This is a genomic window from Tamaricihabitans halophyticus, from assembly GCF_004340875.1.
Taxonomy (GTDB): Bacteria; Actinomycetota; Actinomycetes; order Mycobacteriales; family Pseudonocardiaceae; genus Tamaricihabitans; species Tamaricihabitans halophyticus.
The window spans coordinates 1,410,576-1,432,055 of the sequence record NZ_SLXQ01000001.1 but is presented as its reverse complement, the minus strand read 5'-3'; the positions used below and the strand labels follow the sequence as shown (position 1 = coordinate 1,432,055).

At 66.2% G+C, this 21,480-nt stretch carries 19 protein-coding genes; 8 read left to right on the top strand and 11 right to left on the bottom strand.

Annotated features, from left to right (window positions below; all coding sequences use genetic code 11):
- The first annotated feature begins 2 nt into the window (after positions 1–2).
- From yidC to EV191_RS06885, 5 genes are all read left to right on the top strand, one after another.
- Positions 3–1,184 (top strand): membrane protein insertase YidC, encoded by a 1,182-nt coding sequence (gene yidC, locus EV191_RS06905; RefSeq protein ID WP_132875915.1) that lies wholly within the window; start codon positions 3–5, stop codon positions 1,182–1,184.
- Between the two features lie 89 nt (positions 1,185–1,273).
- Positions 1,274–1,771, top strand: coding sequence for a Jag family protein (locus tag EV191_RS06900; RefSeq protein WP_243658814.1), 498 nt, complete (start codon positions 1,274–1,276; stop codon positions 1,769–1,771).
- A 183-nt stretch (positions 1,772–1,954) separates the two neighbouring features.
- Positions 1,955–2,647, top strand: coding sequence for a 16S rRNA (guanine(527)-N(7))-methyltransferase RsmG (rsmG, locus tag EV191_RS06895; RefSeq protein ID WP_424565428.1), 693 nt, complete (start codon positions 1,955–1,957; stop codon positions 2,645–2,647).
- A gap of 101 nt (positions 2,648–2,748) precedes the next feature.
- Positions 2,749–3,645, top strand: a complete 897-nt coding sequence (locus EV191_RS06890; protein ID WP_424565427.1) for a ParA family protein — start codon at positions 2,749–2,751, stop codon at positions 3,643–3,645.
- On the top strand, positions 3,642–4,637 hold the full coding sequence (locus tag EV191_RS06885; RefSeq protein ID WP_132875913.1) for a ParB/RepB/Spo0J family partition protein: 996 nt from the start codon (positions 3,642–3,644) through the stop codon (positions 4,635–4,637). The genes EV191_RS06890 and EV191_RS06885 overlap by 4 nt, the downstream gene beginning before the upstream one ends.
- A gap of 117 nt (positions 4,638–4,754) precedes the next feature.
- Here the strand turns inward: EV191_RS06885 and EV191_RS06880 are convergent, their stop codons facing one another.
- Both EV191_RS06880 and EV191_RS06875 read right to left on the bottom strand, forming a co-directional pair.
- Positions 4,755–5,702 carry a D-alanine--D-alanine ligase family protein gene (locus EV191_RS06880; RefSeq protein ID WP_132875912.1) on the bottom strand — a complete coding sequence of 316 codons (948 nt, stop codon included), beginning with the start codon at positions 5,700–5,702 and terminating at the stop codon, positions 4,755–4,757.
- A 73-nt stretch (positions 5,703–5,775) separates the two neighbouring features.
- On the bottom strand, positions 5,776–7,113 hold the full coding sequence (locus tag EV191_RS06875) for an aminotransferase-like domain-containing protein (protein ID WP_132875911.1): 1,338 nt from the start codon (positions 7,111–7,113) through the stop codon (positions 5,776–5,778).
- A gap of 207 nt (positions 7,114–7,320) precedes the next feature.
- On the opposite strand from EV191_RS06875, the gene EV191_RS06870 reads away from it, so the two are divergent.
- Entirely contained in the window at positions 7,321–7,971 is a 651-nt protein-coding gene (locus EV191_RS06870; protein ID WP_132875910.1) for a GNAT family N-acetyltransferase, read from the top strand.
- Positions 7,972–8,016: 45 nt separating this feature from the next.
- On the opposite strand, the gene EV191_RS06865 is transcribed toward EV191_RS06870, so the two are convergent.
- The 7 genes from EV191_RS06865 to murJ all read right to left on the bottom strand — a co-directional run bounded on the left by EV191_RS06865 (position 8,017) and on the right by murJ (position 15,758).
- Entirely contained in the window at positions 8,017–9,153 is a 1,137-nt protein-coding gene (locus EV191_RS06865) for an N-acetylmuramoyl-L-alanine amidase (RefSeq protein ID WP_132875909.1), read from the bottom strand.
- A 288-nt stretch (positions 9,154–9,441) separates the two neighbouring features.
- Positions 9,442–9,771: a thioredoxin gene (gene trxA, locus EV191_RS06860; RefSeq protein ID WP_132875908.1), complete on the bottom strand. Its 330-nt coding sequence runs from the start codon at positions 9,769–9,771 to the stop codon at positions 9,442–9,444.
- Between the two features lie 42 nt (positions 9,772–9,813).
- Complete coding sequence (trxB, locus tag EV191_RS06855; RefSeq protein ID WP_132875907.1) at positions 9,814–10,800, bottom strand: thioredoxin-disulfide reductase; 987 nt, start codon at positions 10,798–10,800, stop codon at positions 9,814–9,816.
- Positions 10,801–10,939: 139 nt separating this feature from the next.
- Positions 10,940–11,722 carry a hypothetical protein gene (locus EV191_RS06850; RefSeq protein ID WP_132875906.1) on the bottom strand — a complete coding sequence of 261 codons (783 nt, stop codon included), beginning with the start codon at positions 11,720–11,722 and terminating at the stop codon, positions 10,940–10,942.
- Positions 11,719–12,366 (bottom strand): RNA polymerase sigma factor SigM, encoded by a 648-nt coding sequence (sigM, locus tag EV191_RS06845; protein WP_132875905.1) that lies wholly within the window; start codon positions 12,364–12,366, stop codon positions 11,719–11,721. Before sigM ends, EV191_RS06850 begins: the two co-directional genes overlap by 4 nt.
- Before the next feature lie 37 nt (positions 12,367–12,403).
- Positions 12,404–14,044 (bottom strand): protein kinase family protein, encoded by a 1,641-nt coding sequence (locus EV191_RS06840; protein ID WP_243658777.1) that lies wholly within the window; start codon positions 14,042–14,044, stop codon positions 12,404–12,406.
- 163 nt (positions 14,045–14,207) lie between these two features.
- Complete coding sequence (gene murJ, locus EV191_RS30505; protein ID WP_424565435.1) at positions 14,208–15,758, bottom strand: murein biosynthesis integral membrane protein MurJ; 1,551 nt, start codon at positions 15,756–15,758, stop codon at positions 14,208–14,210.
- Positions 15,759–16,411: 653 nt separating this feature from the next.
- Here murJ and EV191_RS30500 point away from each other — a divergent pair.
- On the top strand, positions 16,412–16,816 hold the full coding sequence (locus tag EV191_RS30500) for a hypothetical protein (protein ID WP_243658816.1): 405 nt from the start codon (positions 16,412–16,414) through the stop codon (positions 16,814–16,816).
- 209 nt (positions 16,817–17,025) lie between these two features.
- Here EV191_RS30500 and EV191_RS06830 read toward each other — a convergent pair whose 3' ends face one another.
- Positions 17,026–19,239, bottom strand: a complete 2,214-nt coding sequence (locus EV191_RS06830; protein ID WP_132875904.1) for a DUF6049 family protein — start codon at positions 19,237–19,239, stop codon at positions 17,026–17,028.
- Positions 19,236–19,826, bottom strand: a complete 591-nt coding sequence (locus EV191_RS06825) for an NUDIX hydrolase (RefSeq protein WP_132875903.1) — start codon at positions 19,824–19,826, stop codon at positions 19,236–19,238. Before EV191_RS06825 ends, EV191_RS06830 begins: the two co-directional genes overlap by 4 nt.
- A 201-nt stretch (positions 19,827–20,027) precedes the next feature.
- Here EV191_RS06825 and EV191_RS06820 point away from each other — a divergent pair, with 201 nt between their 5' ends.
- Positions 20,028–21,473: a CCA tRNA nucleotidyltransferase gene (locus EV191_RS06820; protein ID WP_132875902.1), complete on the top strand. Its 1,446-nt coding sequence runs from the start codon at positions 20,028–20,030 to the stop codon at positions 21,471–21,473.
- Positions 21,474–21,480: the final 7 nt, after the last annotated feature.

Here is a 21,480-nt window from a genome sequence, read left to right as displayed (position 1 = left end):
TCGTGCTTGAATTCATCTACTACCCCGTGTCCTTCATCTTGTGGTGTTGGCACAAGGTCTTCGGGTTCGTGTTCGGGGATGACGTCATCATCTCCTGGATCCTCGCGATCTTCTTCCTGACCTTCACGATCCGCGGCATCATGTTCAAGCCGTTCGTGAAGCAGGTGCGCTCCATGCGAAAGATGCAGGAGTTCGCGCCGGAGATGAAGAAGATCCAGAAGAAGTACGGCAACGATCGGCAGCGGCAAGCGGCCGAGATGCAGAAGCTGCAGCGCGAGCATGGGGTGAACCCGCTTGGTAGCTGTCTGCCGATGCTGCTGCAGATTCCGGTCTTCATCGGTCTGAACTGGGTGCTGCGGAACTTCACCGAATCGCATATCCAGACCGGTAACTACTTCTTCAGCGGCGACGAAGTTCGGTCCTATTTGGACGCGAAGATCTTCGGTATCAACCTTGGTGATGCCATCAACCACGGTATGGCCGTGGTCGGTGGCGGCGGCTCCGGCGGCCAGGAATCGGGTTGGCACTGGGAAGTCGCGCCCATCGCGATCCCGCTGATGATCATCGCCGCGATCGCCACCCACTTCACCGCCCGGCACTCGGTGGCCCGGCAGAACCCGGCATCTGCCACCCAGCAGACCGCCATGATGAACAAGCTGACGCTGTACGTCTTCCCGATCGGCGTACTCGTCTTTGGTGCGTTCTTCCCGATCGGCCTGCTGCTCTACTGGTTGGCGAACAACAGCTGGACGCTGATGCAGCAGGCGATCGTGTACAAGCGGATCGACCGCGAAGAAGAGACCAAGAAGATCGAGGCGCAGGAGAAGCGCAACTCGATGGCCCCGAAGCCGGGCCAGAAGCCGCGCCCCGGCCAGAAGCCGAGTCAGGCGAAGAAGGGCCCGTCCGGGCAGCAGGCGAGCACGAACAAGGGCTCGGGTGGCAAGTCCACGGAGAAGGCCAGCGAGTCGAGCGGTACGAAATCGGCGGATAAGAGCGGCGACAAGGCCGACTCGAAAGCCAACGATGAGCCCGCAAGCGACAGTGGCGGCAGTTCGGGAAGCAAGGCGAAGTCCAACGGTTCGAAGGGCTCCAGCGGTAGTTCCGCTGCCAAGAACGGAAACAAGAACTCAGGCCAGAACTCTGGTCGATCCGGGAGCAAGAAGACAGGCCGCAAGCGTTCGTGACGGACAGGCGAGCCTTGGGAGGAGAAACCGTGTCAGAAACGGTGGAGGCCACCGCCGAGCCGGAGGCAGCAGAAGAAGCTGTCGAGGCGGTGGATGGTCAGCGTGCGGAATCCTCGGAGTCGGACAACGACGCGTTGGTGCGCGAAGGCGATATTGCGGGTGACTACCTCGAGCGACTACTCGATCTACTCGACTTCGATGGCGACATCGATCTCGACGTAGAAGCTGGCCGCGCGATCGTGAGTATCGACGGTGGCGAGGATCTGGAGAAGCTCGTTGGTTCGCGCGGGAACGTACTCGAGGCGCTGCAGGAACTGACCAGACTGGCGGTGCAGCAGGAGACCGGCAATCGGAGCCGGCTGATGTTGGACGTCGCCGGCTGGCGAGCCGACCGCCGCGAGGATTTGCGGGAGATTGGCCGCAAGGCCGCGAAGGACGCACTGGAGAGCCAGGAGCGTGTTCGCATGAAGCCGATGACGCCGTTCGAGCGGAAGGTCGTGCACGACGCCGTTGCTGAGGTGGACGGTGTGACGAGCGAGAGTGAGGGCGAAGACCCGAACCGCAAGGTCGTGGTTATTCCGGTGTGATGCACGCCGGTGGCAGTTGAGCAGTAATACTTGAGGCGCGGCCCAGCGATCGTGGGCCGCGCCTTTTTGTTTGCCAGGTTTCACGTGGAACATGACAGGGTGCCGTACCGGGCCCCCTGTTTCACGTGAAACGGCCGAGAAGGTAGCGAGTGTGGTTTCACGTGAAACCCATGGAAAGGTGACTTGGTGGCGGACACGGAAGCGCCAGCCGCTCCCCCGGTGGCGAGTGATGTATTTGGCTCCGGGATGGAGCTGGCGGACAGGTATGCTCGGCTTCTCGTTCAGCATGGCGTCGAGCGTGGATTGATCGGCCCTCGGGAGACCGATCGCCTGTGGGAGCGACATCTACTGAACTCGGCAGTTGTTGGCGAGCGGATCCCGCATGGCGCGAGTGTGTTGGACATCGGCTCTGGAGCAGGTCTGCCGGGTGTCGCATTGGCCATCGCTCGTCCGGACCTAGATGTGGTTCTGGTGGAACCGATGGCCCGCCGGGTCCTTTGGCTTGAGGAAGTTATCCACAATCTCGGCCTGTCGGTCACCGTGATGCGTGGTCGCGCGGAGACTAGGGAGATGCGTGATGGCTTGTCGGGTGCCGCGATCGTGACGGCTCGGGCGGTGGCTCCACTCGGGCGGCTGGCCGAATGGTGCCTGCCTCTGCTGCGCCCACACGGTCAGCTGGTGGCTATGAAGGGCGAGAGCGCAGCCGAGGAGCTGGAGCGGGACGCGCGGCAGATTGAACGGGCTGGCGGCGTTGACGCACGAGTTGAACAATGCGGCGTAGCCGTACTGGAGGTCCCGACGACCGTGGTGGTTATCGATCGGTCGGATCGCAGGGGTGGCAATGACGGCCGGCGCCGGGCACGGAAGGATCGTTGATGGGGTACCCGAACGGAGAGATCGGAGGGGCGGATGTTCCACGTGAAACAGGGGTCATCGGATCGGATGGCGCCGCCGACAACGGGGAGGTACAGCAGCCCGTGAGTTCTTCTGAAACGCAAGTCGGCTGGACGCCGATCGCAGAGGAAGCCGAACGTGCGGCACGTGTGCTGCACCCAGAACAGAATCAACTCCCCCGCCCCGTTCGACGCCGGGTCATGACCATCGCTAATCAGAAAGGCGGGGTCGGCAAGACCACGAGCGCGGTGAACCTCGCCGCCGCGCTCGCGATGCAAGGACTCAAGGTTCTCGTGGTGGATCTCGACCCACAGGGAAACGCCAGCACCGCGCTTGGCGTCGACCATCGGTCGGGTGTGCCGTCGATCTACGAGGTGCTGCTCGGCGAAGTCTCCGTCGCCGATGCGGCCGCCGTCAGCGAGCAGTCGCCGAACCTCTACTGCGTCCCGGCGACGATCGATCTGGCCGGTTCGGAGATCGAGCTGGTGTCGATGGCGGCCCGCGAGTCTCGACTGAAGGAAGCACTGACCCCCGAGGCGCTGGACGAGCTACAACCCGACTATGTGTTCGTAGACTGCCCCCCGTCACTCGGCCTGCTCACAGTGAACGCGCTCGTCGCCGCTGAGGAAGTACTGATTCCCATCCAGTGCGAGTACTACGCGCTGGAGGGGCTGGGTCAGCTGCTGAACAATATCGAGCTAGTGCAGGCGCACCTGAACCCGAACCTACGGGTCTCCACGATTCTGCTGACCATGTACGACGGCCGAACGAAGCTTGCCGACCAAGTAGGCGTCGAGGTTCGGCAGCACTTCGGCGACACCGTGCTGAGCACGGTCATCCCGCGAAGCGTCAAAGTCTCCGAGGCGCCCGGCTTCGGCCAGACCGTACTTGCCTACGATCCCGGTTCACGTGGCGCGATGAGCTACGTCGACGCGGCACGCGAGATAGCCGAATACGGTGCGAGAAAGGAGACGTCGTGAGCGAGCGCAGGGGTGGTCTCGGCCGGGGGTTGGCCGCGCTGATACCGAGTGGCCCGGTGGCCAACGGTGAAGAGGCAGCGACGACCATCGCGCTCCCGGAGAGCGGCGACAAGCCCGCGGCGACCCCGGAGGTGGAGCCCGCCGCGGGCGGCGAGGTGGCCGGCGCGGTCTACAAAGAAGTACTGATCTCGGCTATCAAGCCCAACCCGAAGCAACCGCGCCAAGTCTTCGATGAGGACGCGCTCGCCGAGCTACAGCATTCGATCCGTGAGTTCGGCCTGATGCAGCCCATCGTGGTGCGGCAACTGCCGGATGACGAGTACGAGCTCGTTATGGGCGAGCGGCGGTGGCGTGCGGCGCAGCAGATCGAGCTGGAGTACATCCCGGCGATCGTCCGGCAGACCGCCGATGATGATCTGCTGCGGGATGCGTTGCTGGAGAATATCCATCGCGTCCAACTGAACCCGCTGGAAGAAGCAGCGGCCTATCAGCAGCTGCTGGACGAGTTTGGCGTGACCCACGAGGAACTTGCGGATCGGATCGGGCGGAGTCGTCCGGTCATCACCAATACGATCCGGTTGCTCCGTCTCCCCCTTGCGGTTCAGCGGCGAGTTGCGGCCAATGTGCTCTCCGCCGGGCATGCCAGGGCGCTGCTGTCGATCGACGATCCGGAGGTACAGGAAGAGCTCGCCGCGCGGATCATCGCGGAGGGGCTGTCGGTCCGTGCCACTGAAGAAGCGGTCACTCTTGCCAAGGGCGAGGGACGCGCGAAGAAGAAGGAGCAGCAGCCCGCTCGCAAGCCGATGCAGGCGCCCGGTTTGCAAGATCTGGCGAACCGGCTCTCGGATATGTTCGATACCCGGGTCCGGGTCGATCTTGGTAAGCGAAAGGGCCGGATTGTCGTCGAGTTCGGCTCGGTAGACGACCTGGAACGCATCGCCAAGCTAATGGCGGCAAATCAGACAAATGAGACACCAAATTCGGACGGGTAATCACACCGATGTATTTCGTCACGGTGACAGTTGCCTGACCACTACTGTTCGAGCTAGTTGGTCAAGAAAAAACCGCCGGGTGGACCCATTGGCCACCCGGCGGTTCCACGTGAAACGTCAGCCGCGATTTACGGACCGTTCGATCAGTTCGCTGAAGACCTCGCCGAGCGAACGCCCGGCCGCTTCGACGGCCATTGGAAGGGACGAGGTTTCCGTCAACCCGGGCGATAGGTTGACTTCCAAGAAGTTGACGGTGCCATCCGAAGAGATCACCGCGTCGGTCCGCGAGATATCCCGGAGCCCGAGTAGCCGGTGCGCCTGGACCGCCAGCTCCCCTACCGCTTTCGCGGAATCCTCGGTCAACCGAGCTGGTGCGTAAAAGTCAGTAAGCCCGGCCGTATAGCGGGCGGTGTAGTCGTACACCCCGCTCTCCGGAACGATCTCCACCGCCGGCAGGGCCTCCGGTCCGTTCGCGCCGTCAACCACGGTGACCGCGACCTCGACACCAGACACGAACTGCTCGGCCAGCACGGTCTCGCCGTAGGCCAGGCAGTTGACCATTGCGGCCGGAAGCTGGCCAGCAGAACGAACCACCTGCGCACCGAGCGCCGACCCGCCCTGGTCGGGTTTGAGCATCATCGGCAAACCCAGTCGGTCGGTCATCGCATCGAGCACATACTGCGCACCAAGCTCACGAAACGTGCCGTGTGGCAGTACGACCCAATCAGGCGTGCTCAGGCCCGCACGGGCAAGCTCAGCCTTTGCGGTGGGCTTGTCGAAGGCACGTCGGCAGGACTGCGAGGTGCTGCCGACGAACGGGATACCGAGCATCTCCAACACGGTTTGCACCGAGCCGTTCTCGCCCTCGCCACCGTGCAGCGCGACTACCACGGCGTCCGGGCGCTGGTCCCGCAGTCTGGTGAGTAGCTCGCTGTCGGTATCCCACTCCTCCACGGTCAAACCCTGGTCGCGCAACGCGGCGGACAACCGCCGGCCGGACCGCAGCGATACGTCTCGTTCGTGCGAGAGCCCGCCGGACAGGACGGCGACTACCCGATCAGACAACGAAAAGCTCCTTAGACCGTCCACATGTAACATCCATAGTGGACTCAGCGAAAATGGTTACGCGGCAACGAACTCAAGCGGTGTCCGGCGAAGGCGCCTGCGGGCCGGAGATGGTGCGCTGCGCGGCCGGACCAAACGTGTTGTACAGCTCCAGCTCGTCAGTGAGCACCCCGGACAACCGGCGCACGCCCTCCTGGATCCGTTCCGGCGTCGGGTAACAGTACGACAAGCGCATCTGTCTGCTGCCCAGCTGATCCGCGTAGAACCCGGTGCCGGATGCGTAGGCCACGCGTGCGGTGACCGCGCGCGGCAACATCGCTTTGGTGTCAACGCCTTCCGGCGCGGTGAGCCAGACGTAGAAGCCACCGTCCGGTTTGGTCCAGCTGCAGCCGGCAGGCATGTACTGCTCAAGCGCGGACAGCATGGCGTCCCTGCGCTCCCGGTAGTTCTCCCGGAACTTCTTGATCTGACCCTGCCAGTCGTGCGTGGCCAGGTAGCGAGACACCAGCATCTGGTTGAACGTGGGCGGGCAGAGCGTGGCCGATTCCGCGGCCAGTACCAGTTTTTCGCGCACCGCATGTGGTGCGAGCACCCAGCCGACTCGCAACCCGGAAGCGAAGGTCTTGGAGAACGAACCCAGATACACCACGTTGTTCGGATCCTGGGTGCGCAGCGATGGGTAGGTCTGGCCATTGAAACCGAGCAGACCGTACGGGTTGTCCTCGAGCACCATGATCCCGTGCTCGGCACAGATCTCCAGCACCTCGGCGCGCCGGGACACGGCAAGCGTGACGCCGGCTGGGTTGTGGAAATTCGGGATGGTGTAAAGGAATTTGACCCGCTGACCATGCCGGTGCGCGGTCTCGATCGCCTCCCGTAGCGCGGCGGGCTGCAGGCCGTCGTCGTCCATCGCCACGTGCACCACGTTCGCCTGGTACGCCGAGAACGAGCTCAGCGCGCCAACATAGGAGGGACCCTCGGCGAGCACCACATCACCCGGGTCGCAGAACACCCGGGTCACCATGTCCAGCCCCATCTGCGAGCCGACGGTCACCACCACATCGTCCGGATGCGCCTGAATACCCTCCAACGCCATCACATCGCAGATCTGCTCACGCAGCTCGGGCACGCCTTGGGCGGAGCCGTACTGCAGCGCCACCAGGCCATCGTTGCTGACCAGTGAGGCAACCTGCTCGCTGAGCGAATCGATGGGCAGCGCGGCGAGATTGGGCATCCCACCGGCGAGGGAAACCACCTCCGGTCGGCTCGCGACCGCGAAGAGCGCTCGTACCTCGGATGCGGTCATCCCCTTGGTCCGCGCCGCGTAGCGGCCTACGTGCGGGTCAAGGCTGTGCCGATGCTGCTGGGTCGAGATCTCTGTCGGGTCATTCGAGCTGTCGGAGGGGTTCATAGAGGCACTGTTTCCTTAATGAGCGGAACGGTTTCCTAACGAGCGGAAGGTTTCCTTACGGGTTGACTAGCGGCTTCGTCGAGTGTAACCGGATCTGCCTAGCCTCCCCCGACCTTCCGGCCCGACTGCGATGCACATATCATCCTGGTTGGGTCCCGCTTGAGCCTGATTTTTCCGGTGGCCCGTCCACTGTCACGGGAGGTTCAGGTGTCGCGACGTGTCGTCGGTATCACCCTGGACAACCTGGAGGAGCTGCCGAGGCATTGCCGGCAGTGCGTTTACTGGGAACTCGCGCCGCATCTGAAGACCGAGGCCGAGGAGTACGGCGAGACCGAGCTGGAGAAGGAAGCCTGGGTGTCCAGCGTGCTGCTGGAGTGGGGTTCCTGCGGCCGGATCGTGTACAGCGAATCCTTGCCGGTGGGCTTCGTACTGTTCGCCCCGCCGAATGTGGTGCCGCGCTCGGCAGCCTTCCCCACTTCCCCGGTCAGCCCGGACGCGGTGTTGCTGACCGGGTTCAATGTGCTCGCCGAGTTCCGCGGCGGTGGGCTTGGCCGGCTGCTCGTCCAGGCGGTCGCGCAGGACCTCGCCAAGCGTGGCGTCAAGGCGATCGAGGCGTTCGGCAAAACCGAGCTGGACGGGGACGATCCGACTGTCGAGCAGGACTGCGTGGTGCCGGCGGACTTCCTGCGTAGCGTTGGCTTCAAGACGGTGCGACCACACGCGCGGTGGCCGCGGCTGCGGCTGGAACTGCGGTCTGGTCTTTCCTGGAAGGAAGACGTGGAAGCAGCGCTCGAGCAGCTGCTCGGCACGGTCAGTGTGAGTACCGCGAGCGCGACACTGGACCGCGCTCGCGTCTAAAGTCCGCTAGCTAGCATCGACAAGTGCCTTTGTCGACAAATTGACCTACTCGGCTTTGGCGAGTTCGGTGCGTAGCAGATCGTTGAAGGTAAACGTGCCGGTTGGCTGGTCGTTCTCGCCAAGTAGGTACAGCCGCTTGACGGCCACCAGGATTCCCTCGGCCACCACATCCCGGAAGGCCGGATCAGACAGCCGCCTGCGGTCCTCGGCGTTGGTCAGGTAACCGACCTCGGCGCGTACCGCGGGACAGCGCGTGTAGAGCAGCACTTCCCAGGTCTTCGGGTGGGTCCGGCAGTCCAGCATCCCGGTGCGCGCGACCAGCTCACGCTGCAGGAAACCGGCAAGGGCCTCGCCGACCGTGGACGAGGTGCCGTTGCCGGTGCCGTAGTGGAACGTCGCGATGCCCTGCGCATGCGGCGATTGATTGCGGTCGCAGTGCAGGGAGAGCAGTAGATCGGCGCCGGCCTCGTTGGCAAACGCGGCACGATCGGCCTCGCTGGGCCCACTGGCGGGGCCGCGGGAAATCAACGCTTCCATCCCGGTGGCCTTCATCCGGCCTTCCAGCCGGCGGGCCAGGTCCCAGACGATCTCCGACTCGGTGACACCAAAGGCCGCCACCCCGGGATCATCGCCGCCATGCCCTGGGTCGATCACGATGCGTTTGCCACGCAGCCACGGGCCGGCCCTGCGCACCCGCTCCTGCTCGCGCAGGAACACTGGGCGGCCGCCCCTGGTGCGCGGGGACAGCTGTTTGAGCGCGCGTACCGTGCCCGCGCCGCAGATACCGTCCACCAGTAGGCCGTAATCCCGCTGGAAATTGCGTAGTGCGTGCTCGGTCTGTGCACCGAACACGCCGTTCGGTCGGCCCGCGTCGTAGCCGAGTTCGAGAAGGCGTTCCTGCAGGGCGAAGACGTCATCGCCGCGTACCGGCGCGGAAACCAGGTAAGCGAGTGGCCGATTGCCGAAGTGATACGTGGCATCGCGCAGCGCGCTGTAGGTGGCCGGACCGACGATGCCGTCGATGATCAGGCCACGGCGCTGCTGGAAGGCACGAACGGCATGCTCGACGGTGCCGTCGAAGGTATCTCCACCACTATTCGACGGCAATAAGTCCAGCGCACCAAGGGTTGACCTAATCTCGGCAACGGCTGGCCCGGTATCGCCGCGGCGGAGCACCAGCATGCACTCCTCGCTCTTCGTAGGGCGCCGGTTACGCCCGGCGCGGTTCGTGATGCCCTATTGTGCCTTGCGCATATCGGGCCCCTTGTTAGGCCCATCGGGCGAGTTGCCACATGGTGTTACCCGAGGTGGCCAAACTGCGACCTCAATCTCCCCAGAGCAACACAACACCCCTGGGTCGCGCAAAAGCACGCTCGTTCAGAAGACGTTTGACCCAGGGGTGTGGTTGCTGCCGAAGCAGACATTTGTTTCACGTGGAACGCATCGGGTGTCCGATGCCCAGATACAGCCTCAGTTCAGGACCTCGGAGAGATCCGAGATCAGCGCCGGCTTCGACTTGGCGCCGACGATCTGCTTCACCGGCTCGCCGTTCTGGAACAGAATCAGCGTCGGCACCGACATGACCTGGTAGTCCCGGGTGATCGACGGGTTCTCGTCGATGTCGAGCTTGGCGATGGTGATCTTCTCCGCGTGCTCGGAGGCGATCTCCTCGAGTACCGGGGCGACCATCTTGCACGGTCCGCACCAGGTGGCCCAGAAGTCCACCAGTACGGGCTTGTCGCTGCCCAGGACATCGTCCTTGAACGAGGCATCGGTCACGGTTACGGGTGTACCGGCCATCTCATCTCCTTTTGGGTTAACTGAAATCCTGTCGTGTCCGCGTTATGCGGTGTACCCGCCGCCAACGAGTTCCGGTGCCTGCTGCGCGGACTCGCTGACCTCGTGCTCGGCGAGCCACCGCTCGGCGTCAATGGCAGCGGAGCAGCCCGAGCCGGCCGCCGTGATGGCCTGCCGGTAGGTGTGGTCGACCAGGTCGCCGCAGGCAAACACGCCGTCCAAGTTGGTCTGCGTGCCCGGCTGGTTGGCCTGGACGTAGCCTTCGGCGTCCACCACCACCTGGTCGCGGACCAGCTCACTGCGCGGATCGTGGCCGATCGCCATGAACACCCCGGTGACGTCCAAGGTGGACTCCTCGCCGGTAACCGTGTCCCGCAGCCGAGCGCCAGCGACCTTGCCCTCCCCGAGAACCTCGAGGACCTCGGAGTTGAGCTGCCAGCGGATCTTCTCGTTCGCCCTTGCCCGCTCGAGCATGATCTTCGAAGCGCGGAACTCCTCGCGCCGGTGGATGATCGTGACGGTGCGGGCGAACTTGGTCAGGAAGGTGGCTTCCTCCATCGCGGAGTCCCCGCCGCCGACCACCGCGATGTCCTGGTCGCGGAAGAAGAAGCCATCGCAGGTCGCGCAGGCGGATACGCCGTGTCCGAGCAGTTCCTGCTCGCCGGGTACGTGGAGGTACCTGGCCGCGGCACCCATGGCCAGGACCACGGCCCGCGCCCCGTAGCGCTTGCCGTTCGCCTCGACGTACTTGATGTCGCCCTTGAGCTCGATCGATTCGACGTCCTCGGCGCGCAGCTCGGCGCCGAACCGCTCGGCCTGCGAACGCATCTGCGCCATCAGGTCGGGACCCATGATCCCGTCCTTGAAGCCGGGGTAGTTCTCCACGTCGGTGGTGGTCATCAACGCACCGCCGAACTGGGAACCTTCGAAGACCAACGGGTTCAACTCCGCACGCGCGGCATACACCGCGGCGGTGTACCCGGCGGGCCCAGAACCAACAATGATCAGGTTCCGAACGTCTTGCTCAGCCACATGACCTCCGCTCGCAGTGCCAGCCGGCGAAACCGGCCCGGCGCCCATCGCGCCGCTCGTTGGGTGTCAACGCGATGGTATGCGCCGGTTGTTCCATCACCGTGAGGTGAGGTACACCGCTTTGCGAAATGTCCCGGAGTCAGCCGCCGACGACGGTATTAGCAAGCGTGTCCGGATTGTCCGGGCCACAGTTCGAGCCGACAACGAGCAGCTGGAACTGCGCGGCAGCCTCCTGGGTCGGCAGGATCACCAGTACGCCCTGCTGGCCGTCCAGGGTGATCTCCTTGACTCCGGCCGGCTCGATCGACGGATCGACCTCGTTGGCCGCGAGACACTGGCTGAGCTTGTCGGGATCGTCCAGCGGCCCGTAGTCCCGCGCCCCCAATGCGCCGGCGTACTGGCTGCCCAGGGTGTCCTCGGTCAACGCCATCGGCCCTTCCGCGGTGTCGCTGTCCGCGCTTGGCGCGGCGACACCCTCGCCGGGCGTGCTGGTCGTCGCCGGGTTCGTGGCGAACACAATCGCAGCCGCGGCCGCCGCAGCGCCCAGGATGCCGGTCCCCCAACCGGCGATCTTGCGCTGCTTCCGCCGGCGAGCGGTGGCGATGTCCACCACCTGTGCGCCGCCGGACTGCTGCCCGCCGGTCGCCTCGCGCTGCTGCACCTCATCGGCTATGGCCGCGTCCAGCCTGGCGGCGAACTCCGCTGGCATGGGTGGCGCGGGGGCCGCACCGAGTGCGTTCAGGTCCGCGGTGGTCTCGTCCAGCGCGGCCAGGATCGCGCGGGCCTCGGGGTCCGCGTTGACCTGTGGCCACAGCTGCGCCTCGGTTTCCGGATCGAGCACCCCCGCCTGTAGGTCGGCGAGTACGTCGACAGACCACGGCGGGCCCAACTGGCCGCCATGCCCCCAACTAGTGTCTGTCATTGCCCCTCCCGGTAACGCTGCGCCGCACCCGGACGCTGTAGCTGTCCGTCTGGGTGGTTATCCCTTGCGTTAGGTGGGACGTTCGCATCTGCACTCGGGTTCCTGAGGTGTCCAAGAACTTTCGCCAACTTCGCGCGACCTCGCGCACACCTGCTCTTCACCGTGCCTTCAGCAATGCCGAGCAGCTGGGCGGTCTCGGAAACCGAGTAGCCTTCGACGTCCACGAGCACGATGGGACCCCGCTGGTCTTCGGGTAGTTCGGCGAGCGCCTGTTGCACGACCAGTTTGGTTTCCCGGTCGGCCATGGTGTCCTCGCCAGTGCTCGGCTCACCGGGGCCGGTCTCCGGTAACTGTACGGTCGGTTTGGCCTGTTTGCGGCGTATCCGATCGAGGCAGGCGTTCACCACAATCCGATGTAACCAGGTGGTCACCTGCGATTCGGCGCGGAAATTGGCCGCCGCGCGAAACGCCGAGATGAACGCCTCCTGGAGGGCGTCGGCGGCTTCTTCCGGGTCGCGCACCGTGCGCAGGGCAACCGCCCACATCCGGTCCCGGTGCCGTTGCACCAGCTCGCTGAATGCGCGCGGATCGCCAGCGGCATGTGCGCGGATGAGGTCGGCATCCGAACTGGCGGCAGCGGTCACCGGGAGAGGGTATCGCGCCGGGCAGCCGCTACTGGAGTTATCCCGCCGGTAGGTACTTGAGTTCGCCGAGTTCCGACTGGTTTTCCGGGTCGGTGCCGGCGAGCTTGGTGATCCACACGATGAAGTGTCGACTCTTGGTCGGCTTATCCAGCTTGATCTCGGTGAGGCCGCCGCTGAGCGTGGCCGTGCCGACCACCTGGGTGCTCTCCAGCGGAGCCTCCGGGCTGTCCGCGGCACGGATCTCCACCTCGGTCCCCTCACTCGGCGAATCCACATTCACCTGCGCGAGGTTTACCTCGGAGGAAAAGTTCGCGACCACCCCGATACCGGGCTTGAGCGCGGGAAACGGCTGGTAGTACGCGTCGGTGCTCCAGGTGGTGCCCGGATCGCCGTCGATGGTGCGGTCCACGGCGCTCACGCCGTCCGGACTGCCGGAGACGTTGAATACCGCGACGCTTTCCGGCTTCACTGGCTTGGCCGGACCTTGTGCCGGCTTGGGCTGCTGGGTGTTCTCGTTCTGCTCGTTCTGCGCGGTGCTTGCCGCGCTCGGCGGCGGTGCACTGCTGCTCGAACCGCCGTCCGAGAAGAAACTGATCACCTGCATGCCCAGCCAGGCGAGGACGCCGACGGTGAGCACGGTGAGGATGGTGACGCCGACGGCCAGCTTGCGGCGGCGAGCCCGGTCCTTCACCGGTTTGCGGGTCGTCCAGACCACGCCGTTCTCGTCCTGGGTGCCCGGTTCGGGTTCCGCGCTTTCGCCGCTGGCCGCGATCCGCTGGCGCAGCTCATCGCGGTCGGCGTTGGCGGCTGCCTGCTCGAGGACGCGCAGGATCGCGGCGCCCGTGCGGATGCCGTTCACACTGTCGTCTTCCAGGCTGCGTACCGCGACCGCGGACAGATCGGCGGGTACCGCTGGTTCCAGCGTCTTCGGCGCCGCGATCGATCCGTTGGGTCCGGTGGGCGCGGGTGGCAGGGCCTGCGGTCCGCCGGGTAACGGCCAGCGACCGGTAAGTAATAGGTAGAGCACCGCGCCGAGTCCCTTGACGTCGGCGCGCAGTGTGCTGTCCGGCAGCGGTCCGGGGAAGGCCAGCCGCAGTTTGCCGTCCGGCGTGACCCGCAGCCGCTGCGGATGGTCGACGCCGAGCACGATCCCGCTGTGGTGGGCCTGTTCCACCGCGCTGGCCAGCGGCTGGAGCAGTTTGGACGCCATATCGGGGGCGAGCGCGCGATGCCCGATCAGGTCAACCAGATCGGTGCCCTGGGTCCAGTCGGCGACCACGATGCCGAGTACGCCCTCGCTGGCGCTGATGCCATTGCCGAGGCTGAGTACGTCGATCACCTTCGCGGTGCCCGGATGCGTGAAGCGCGCGGCGTGCGCGGCGCGTTCCAGCGTGCGCCGCGCTTGTTTGGCCGCCTCGGAGTCGGCCGCGTTGCCGACCAGTACGGTCAGTGCGACATCGCGCCGCAACTGTCCGTCTCTGGCTCGCCACAGCTGCGCACCGCCGCGGGCGTCCACGCCGAACTGGGCGAGCAGCCGATACCGACCGTCGCCGACCACGCCGCCGGGCAGCAACGATCCGGCCCTGGCCCGCACACCCGACCCGTTCGTCGGCGGTAAGGCCTGGCCCGGGTCGATATCGCCCGAGAACTCGGTCCGTTCTCTGTCCACAGCACTCATCCACGCTCTCCTCGCGCACGCCGGACCCCTACCCGGACGGGCGCCTTCCTACGAGGGTACGTGAAATCGACTCAAACTCGTGACCTTTGCTGAGCAGTGGGCCGCTCGCCTGGGTGAAGTTGCCGCTACCTCGGCCGTGCCGTTAGGCGCAACCCCGAACGAATCAGCGCCGCCGGATCAACCGGGTGATCCGCGAAGTGGCCGGCTTGACCTCTTCCACGCCGAACAGCGAGAGCAGGTACAGCGCGACGACGCAGGTGATGCTGCCAAGCAGGATCAGCGACAGCCAGGCATCGCCGACATCGCCGAGGCTCGGTAGCACCAGGCTGACCAGCCAGGAAACCAGCAGGGCGACCACCACGGCGATCGCGCTGGCCAGCACGCTCAACCAGATCACCCGGGAGATCCGCCGACCCTGCAGCCGGCCGAGCCGAACCCACAGCCAGACCTGACCGATGATCGCGCCGATCAGGAAGCCAAGCGAGTTCACCCACATCACGCCGACCACGATGTCCTCTTCGGCGAGAAGGCTGGCGCACATGTAGAACAGCGGGATCTTCACCGCTGTCATGACCGCCATGATCAGGGTGGGTGCCCGTGCGTCCTTCATCGCGTAGAACACCCGTAGTTGCAGCATGGTCAGCGCGAACGGCAACAGCCCGAAGGCGGAGATCGCCAGTGCGGCACCCAGCCGGCCGGCCTGCTCCGGGCTGGCCTGACCGAACGAGAACAACGCCATGCCGACCGAGGAACCGGCCACGGTGAGCATGGCGGAGATCGGCACCAGCATGACCGTGGTCAACCGGCTGGCATAGGAGAACTCGTTGATCAGCCGGCGCCGCTTGCGGTCGGCGGCCGCCCTGGACAGCCTCGGCATGATCGCGGTGAGCAGCGATACGCCAATTACCCCGTAGGGCAGTTGGAAGAGCAGCCAGGCAAGTGAGTACGTGGATGGCCCGCCGTCCGAGATGGAGAGCACCCTGGTCAGGAAGACCATGCCGATCTGGCTGATGCCGACATAACCGAGGATCCACAGGGCCAGCCGGCCGAACTCCTTCATCCGGGAGTCGAAGCCCCAGTTCCAGCGGAACTTGAAGCCGAGCTTGCGGACCGCGGGCACCAGCACGACCGCCTGGACGACGATGCCGAGCGTGACGCCGATGCCCAGGACGAGCAGCTTCGGTTCGCCCATCTGTACCGGATTGGTGGAGATCTCCCCCGGCACGATGGTGTAAAGCAGGATCGTCAGGATCACCACGACGTTGTTCAGCACCGGCGCCCACGCCGGAGGGCCGAACACGTGCCGGGAGTTCAGGATCGCGGAAAGCAGCGCGAACATCCCGTAGAACAGGATCTCCGGCAAAAGCAGATAGGCGAACGCGGTGGCCAGCTCCGGGTTCGCGTTCTCCGAGCTGCCGTCCATGAAGACCTGGGTGAGCAGCGGTGCGCAGGCGACCGCGATCACCGTGCCGATACCGAGTATGGTCAACCCAACGGTCAGCAGTCGCTGGGTATACGCCTGACCGCCGTCTTCATCGTCCTGCGCCCGTACGAGCAGCGGGACGAACACACTTGTCAGCACGGCTCCGAGGAGCAGCTCGTAAATGATCGTGGGCAGGGTGTTCGCGACCGTGAACGAGTCGTTGATCACGCTCAGCCCGAGTACCCAGGCCAGCATGGCCTTCCAGATGAAGCCGGTGGCCCTACTGGTCAGCGTCGCGAGTGCCAGAGTGCCCGTCGACTTCGCCAGCGAAGGCGGGTTATCCGGCTCCGCGGGCTTGGGCTGTGGCGCTGCCTCGGGTTCGGGTTCCGGTTGCCTTGCCCGTTGGGTGGGCTGCTCGCTTGGCCGTTGGGTCGGCTGGTCCGGTCGCTGCGGGCGCCGGGACGGTGGCCGTTCCGGGCCGCGCCCAGGCGGGGGTTGCCGCGGCGGTCCCTGTCCCGGGGGGCCCTGTCCTGGTGGGCTGAGTTGTTCCCCTCTGGGGGGCTGCTGGCCGGGCGGGCCGGGTGCCCTGCGCCGGGTTGGTGGTTCGGCCGGCCGGGCACGACCGGTTGGCTCGGCAGGCCGACGTCGAGGTGGCCGCCCGGGCTCGCCCTCGCGTGGCGGTAGGTCGCCACGTGGCGGTGGTTCGCCCCTGCGGGTGCGCTCGGGTGGGCGCGGTGCCCGACGTTGGCCCTGTTCTGGCCGGCCCTGTTCTGGATGGCCCTGTTCTGGATGGCCCTGTTCTGGACGAGCCTGTCCTGGGTGGGGCGGGCGTTGCTCCGGCGCGCGGCGGTCCGGTTGCTGGACGCGCCGGGCCGGGTGGTCCTCCCTACCGGGCGGTGGCGTGCCGCCCCTAGCGGGCGGTCCAGGAGGCGGCTGGCCGCCCGGTGGGGGTTGGCGCGTCGGCCTTGCCTGCCGGGTGGGCGGCTGCTGTTCGGGGCGAGGTCGCTGCCGGCCCGATTCGGGTGGTGGCTCGCGGCGCGGTTGGTCGCGACTGCCATGTTCCGGACGACCCTGTTCTGGACGGCCCTGTTCTGGACGGGCACGGCGGCGCGGCGGTTCCTGGCCGGGCGCGGGACGCCGGTTCGGTGGCGGCGGGGTCTGCCTGCGTCGCGGCGGTGGCTGACCTCCCGGTAGTTGACCTTGCTGGCCGGCAGCTGACTCGCGGCGCGGCCGTTCCGGGCGACCCTGTTCTGGACGACCCTGTTCTGGGCGCTGCTCGGGGCGCGGTTGCTCCGGTCGTTGCTCGGCCGCGGGTGGCCGGGGTCGACCGTTCGCCGGCCGGCCGTTGACCCGCTGACCGTTTGGCGGCGCTACGCCGTTCTGCCCGCGACCAGGATTCTGTCCATTGGGTGGCTTACCGTTTACGGACGGTGACTCCCCTTGGCCGGCCGAACGTGGTTCCCGGCTTCCCGGGTGCCCTTCGGGGCGTCCCTGTGGACTCGGCCTCAGCTCGGGCGGCTCTGCCCGGCGAGTGGCCGGTCTGTCCGGATTGCTCAACCTACGGTCGCTCCTGCTGGCCGTCGTTCGGGCGGTCACTCCTCATCCTGCGGTAAATCCGCAACCCGACCAGCAACACCAAAGCTGCGCCCGCGGTTCCGGTAACCACAAGCATGATCCCGCCGTAATGGCTCGACGCCAACTCGAAGCGGGCAGCCGGACCAAGTTCTCCGCCACTTGGCGTAGTGAGCGACACATCCACGCTGAACCGGCCAGAACGGGTGACCTCGGCGGGAAACAGCCTGGAAACACCACTATTCGCGGGTATTCGCTGTAGCTCCGTAGGGTCCGGCCGAAGCCCGGGGACCTCCGAAAACGTGACGCGTACCGCGATTGGCACCGGTAGTTCGTTCTGCAGGGAAACCGGTAACGGGCTGTCACCAGATGCCAGCGAAATCTGTCCGGATGTTGCCGCCGTCACCCTGTCGGTCAGCCCGTCCAGATGCCGTTCGCCGGTTCGCGCCGACTGATCCGCGCCTTGCGGGTGCTCCCGCCAGACGCTGGAGGTGGCGCGCAGTAGCGCGTGCCGCACCGGTTCGACCACCTCGGCCGGCTGTAGCTGTTCCACCGTGTCCCGACGCAGCGCGCTCTGCAGATCACCGGTGCGAATGTTGGTCTCGAACACTGATTCCACCGCGGCCGCGGGTACCTGGCTGGCCGTGTCTTCCGCGGTGTAGTCCAGCTCGGTGGTTCCGGCCGTCGGCGTCGCCAGCATTTCCTGGAAGCCGACCGGCCGCACCATGCCGCGTTCGGCGAACGAGTTCAGCGTGCTCAGGAAGGTGCGCAGTTCGGTCTCCGTGGCCGCCCAGCGGCGCGGCGGGGTCACCAGTACCGGCGAGCCCTGATCCTCGGTGGCGAAGGCACCCCGGAAGGCGAGCGCGGCAAGACCGTTCTGGGTGGACACGGAGCGCGGGCTGGCCGTCGCCGTGGTCCCCGCCGCCGGCGCGGAAGGCCGCAACAGCGCGCTCGCCACCAGCGAGTCGTACGGCAGTGCGGTCACCCCCTCGCCCGTTGGACTGCGCATCCCGCTGAGGTTCATCGGGGCGCTTTCCCTGTTGGGATCGACGGTACGCAATTTCGCCGGATCCACCACGAACTTGTTGATCCCCAATTCGGTCAACTCGCGCATGGTGTGGTCGTCCAGCGTGCCGCCGGCCGGCCAGGCCACGCCGCCGATCGGTTGAACAGGGGCAAGCACCTCGTTGATGATCTCGCTACCGGCCAGCGCCAACCTGGCCAGCGAGCTCATCCCGTCCTGCTTCGGATTCGCGCTGGTCAGTGCGGCGAGATCGGCGTCGGCGTACGGCAGCGCGATGACGCAGCGGCCGTCCGCCACCTCGCGAAGATCGGCCAGCCACTGGTTGGCCGCGGCCGATCCGCGGCCCGCATCGCTGCCGCCGTCCTGCCGGTTCACCCGATAGCCGTTGGCCATCGCGCTCACCGTATCGAGTAGTTCGGGGTCGATGGCCAGGCACAGCGCGCTACTGATCGGCGTATCGGTTGCTTCCGCGCGAACCGCCGCGACCAACCCGTACAGCCGGCCGCCGGGGGCGAGCGAGTCGGCCAACCGGTCGTCCGAGAGCACCAGCGGGCGGTCGACCGCATCGCTGACCACTCTCGGTTTGCTGTCCATGATCGGCCAGAGCATCGAGGTGGGCACCGAGGTCGGCGGCACTGGTTGGCCACCCGGCGGCGCGAGTACCGGCAACAGGGTGTTCAGTGCGGCCAACCGCGCGTCCCCACTGTCCTGCGGGGTGCCGTTCACGTTCACCAGCAGCGGATAGACACCGGGCTGGGTGATCTGCAATGCCTCCGGGCCGAGCGGCACAACCAGTTCGAGCTGTGCGCTCTGGCCCGGCGGAAGTGTTTCGACCACGGTTTCGAACTCGGAGCGCGCGGTATCCGTTGGCGGCGCCTCGCCGAGCACCCCGCGCAGCGCGCTCTCGCTGCTCTGCGGGTCGCCGAGCTGCACGCGGGCGGTGATGTTGTTGATCGTGCTGTTGCTGGTGTTGGTGACCGTGCCGCGAACCGCAAGCGTTTGCTCCGAGCCGGTGACCACCCGTGGGGTGAGCTCGTTGACGTCCAGCTGGAGTTTGGATTCGATCCCGGAGATTGGCTGTGCGGTGGCGGTGCCGAGTGGTGCGAGGGTCATGCTGGCGAGCACTACCAAGGTGACGAGCACGGCCGAGTACGCGCGGCGTACGAGCGGCGTCAAGACAATTCCCCTGCGTTCTCCGGGTACTTGGGGTTATCCGAACTAGCTGGTTGCTCCGGCTTGGCGAGCAGTCCGTGGCTGGCGCCGTTCAGCAGTTCCCGCGCGGTCCGGGCCAACCGGCGCTCGTCAGCGTAGGCCAACCGGGATTCCAGATCGGCGAGCGGTACCCAGGCGACCTCGGTGACCTCGGTGTCTTCGTCGGACAGTTCGCCGGAGGTGGCGCGCATCAGGAAATGGTGCACCGTCTTGTGCACCTTGCGTTTCTCGGCCACGAACCAGTAGTCGATCGTGCCGAGCGGCTGGATGGCCACGCCGTGAATGCCGGTTTCCTCGGCAACCTCCCGCATCGCGGTCTGCTCGGCCGTCTCGCCCTGTTCGATATGTCCCTTCGGTAGCGACCAGAGCAGCCGGCCTTTGCGGTCCAAGCGGCCGATCAGCACCACGTGGTGCCCGCCGTCGTCCAGCATCAGCCCGCCGGCCGAGGTTTCGGCGACGGTTTTCATTCCGCGCGCGCGTCTGCGCCGGCGCGCCCTGCCGCCCCTTCTGGCGGGTTTACCGCCCTCGGATCTGTCGCCGGACCGTGCCATCAGCGGTCGCTACTTCCCTGTCGGGTGGTCCCGTCCTGTTCTTGCCGCATCCACCCGTCCTTGTGCCTTCGCCCGCCGCTGGTCCATCCGCGATCGTAATGCGGATCGCGGATCAGGCGGCGGCTCTTTACGTTGCCGCTGGATCGGTGCGATCGACTCCGGCCGGCGCGCCGTTGGCGGTGCCGGATACGCTGACCGGCCGTGTCCACCCTCGTTGCCAAGCAGAATGTGGTCGTGGAGTTGCTCCGGATCTCGCCCCTCGTGGATGACCTCGCCGAGCGGTTCAGCGCCGCGGGGCACGCGCTCTATCTGGTTGGCGGGAGCGTGCGGGACGCGGTGTTGGGCCAACCCGGCGGCGATCTCGACTTCACCACCGATGCCCGCCCCGCACGGGTGCTCGAGCTGCTGGATGGCTGGGCGGAGGCGGTATGGGATACCGGGATCGCGTTCGGCACGGTTGGCGCGGTCCGGCACGGGGTACAGGTGGAGATCACCACCTTCCGTGCGGATTCATACGATCGAGTGAGCCGGAATCCGGAGGTCCGGTTCGGCGACTCGCTCACCGACGACCTCAAGCGCAGAGATTTCACCGCGAACGCGATGGCCATCGATATGTCGACAAAGAAGCTTGTCGATCCGTTCGATGGGATGGCGGCGGTGCGCGAGCGAATCCTGGATACCCCGAGCACCCCGGAGGAGTCCTTCGCGGACGATCCATTGCGGATGCTGCGGGCCGCGCGATTCGTCGCCCAGCTGGGTTTCCGGCCGGCGCCGCGGGTGGTGCGGGCGATGACCGAGATGGCGGGCGAGCTGGCCAGGATCACTCCGGAGCGGGTGCAGGCCGAGCTGACCAAGCTGATCACCGGCAGTCGGCCCCGGCTGGGTATCGAGCTGCTGGTGCGGACCGGGCTTGCCGAGCAGGTACTGCCCGAGGTGCCGGGTATGTCGCTCGCGATCGATGAGCACCACCAGCACAAGGACGTCTACGAGCATTCGCTGACCGTGCTGGACCAGGCGATCGACCTGGAGAAGCGGGACGACCCGGATGCCGCGCCGGATCTGGTGCTGCGGCTGGCCGCGCTGCTGCACGATATCGGCAAACCCGCGACGCGCCGGTTCGAAGACGGTGGCGGGGTCAGCTTCCATCACCACGAAGTGGTGGGCGCGAAGATGGCGCGCAAGCGATTGCGTGCCCTGCGGTACTCGAAGGACGTGATCGAGGACGTCGCCCAGCTGGTGTTCCTGCACCTGCGCTTCCACGGCTACGGCAAGGGCGAATGGACCGATTCCGCGGTGCGCAGGTACGTGACCGATGCCGGGCACCTGCTTTCCCGGCTGCACAAGCTGGTGCGCGCGGACTGCACGACCCGCAACAAGCGCAAGGCGGCGGCGTTGCGCCGGTCCTACGACGATCTCGAGGAGCGCATCGCGCGGATCCAGGCCGAGGAGGATCTCGCGCGGGTGCGTCCGGATCTGGACGGCAACGAGATCATGCGGCTGCTTGGCATCCAGCCGGGCCCGATGGTCGGCAAGGCGTGGCAGTACCTCAAGGAACTACGCCTGGAACGTGGTCCGATACCGCACGATGAGGCCGTCGCGGAGCTGCTGAATTGGGCTCGGGAGCAGGGCGTCACACCGCCGGAGTGAGCGTGCT